The sequence below is a fragment of the Staphylococcus sp. SA22 genome, assembly GCF_054165785.1.
Genome location: NZ_JBSZQY010000035.1, coordinates 1 through 926 on the forward strand (window position 1 = coordinate 1; position 926 = coordinate 926).

The 926-nt window shown below is 46.8% G+C and carries 8 tRNA genes and 1 rRNA gene; all 9 read left to right on the forward strand.

The features are described from left to right. The first annotated feature begins 5 nt into the window (after positions 1–5). A tRNA-Val gene (locus ACXQH5_RS13700) sits at positions 6–81 on the forward strand. Between the two features lie 16 nt (positions 82–97). Then, positions 98–173: transfer RNA gene (locus ACXQH5_RS13705), tRNA-Thr, on the forward strand. A gap of 6 nt (positions 174–179) precedes the next feature. Then, a tRNA-Lys gene (locus ACXQH5_RS13710) sits at positions 180–252 on the forward strand. Positions 253–285: 33 nt separating this feature from the next. After that, a tRNA-Gly gene (locus ACXQH5_RS13715) sits at positions 286–360 on the forward strand. A gap of 7 nt (positions 361–367) precedes the next feature. Continuing rightward, a tRNA-Leu gene (locus ACXQH5_RS13720) sits at positions 368–456 on the forward strand. A gap of 5 nt (positions 457–461) precedes the next feature. After that, positions 462–538, forward strand: a tRNA-Arg gene (locus ACXQH5_RS13725). Between the two features lie 20 nt (positions 539–558). Continuing rightward, positions 559–632 (forward strand) — tRNA-Pro (locus ACXQH5_RS13730). A gap of 23 nt (positions 633–655) precedes the next feature. Next, positions 656–731 (forward strand) — tRNA-Ala (locus ACXQH5_RS13735). A gap of 119 nt (positions 732–850) precedes the next feature. Continuing rightward, positions 851–926 (forward strand): 16S ribosomal RNA (locus ACXQH5_RS13740); the annotation flags it as partial.

Sequence of the window (926 nt, forward strand, 5' to 3'; positions counted from 1 at the left end):
AAATCGGAGAATTAGCTCAGCTGGGAGAGCATCTGCCTTACAAGCAGAGGGTCGGCGGTTCGAACCCGTCATTCTCCACCATTTATTCTTACATATAGCCGGCCTAGCTCAATTGGTAGAGCAACTGACTTGTAATCAGTAGGTTGGGGGTTCAAGTCCTCTGGCCGGCACCATCTTTTGAGCCATTAGCTCAGCTGGTAGAGCATCTGACTTTTAATCAGAGGGTCAGAGGTTCGAATCCTCTATGGCTCATTACGATTTAATTTTTATATTTAGCAAAATAATGCAGAAGTAGTTCAGCGGTAGAATACAACCTTGCCAAGGTTGGGGTCGCGGGTTCGAATCCCGTCTTCTGCTCCATTATTTTGCCGGGGTGGCGGAACTGGCAGACGCACAGGACTTAAAATCCTGCGGTGAGAGATCACCGTACCGGTTCGATTCCGGTCCTCGGCACCATTTTAGCGCCCGTAGCTCAATTGGATAGAGCGTTTGACTACGGATCAAGAGGTTATGGGTTCGACTCCTATCGGGCGCGCCATTTTTAAATTAATTGAATAACGGGAAGTAGCTCAGCTTGGTAGAGCACTTGGTTTGGGACCAAGGGGTCGCAGGTTCGAATCCTGTCTTCCCGATTACTTCTTAAATTCCATTTTATGGGGGCTTAGCTCAGCTGGGAGAGCGCCTGCTTTGCACGCAGGAGGTCAGCGGTTCGATCCCGCTAGTCTCCACCATTTATTTTTACACGATGAACATTGAAAACTGAATGACAATATGTCAACGTTAATTCCAAAAACGTAACTATTAGTTACAAACATTATTTAGTATTTATGAGCTAATCAAACATCATAATTTTATGGAGAGTTTGATCCTGGCTCAGGATGAACGCTGGCGGCGTGCCTAATACATGCAAGTCGAGCGAACGGACG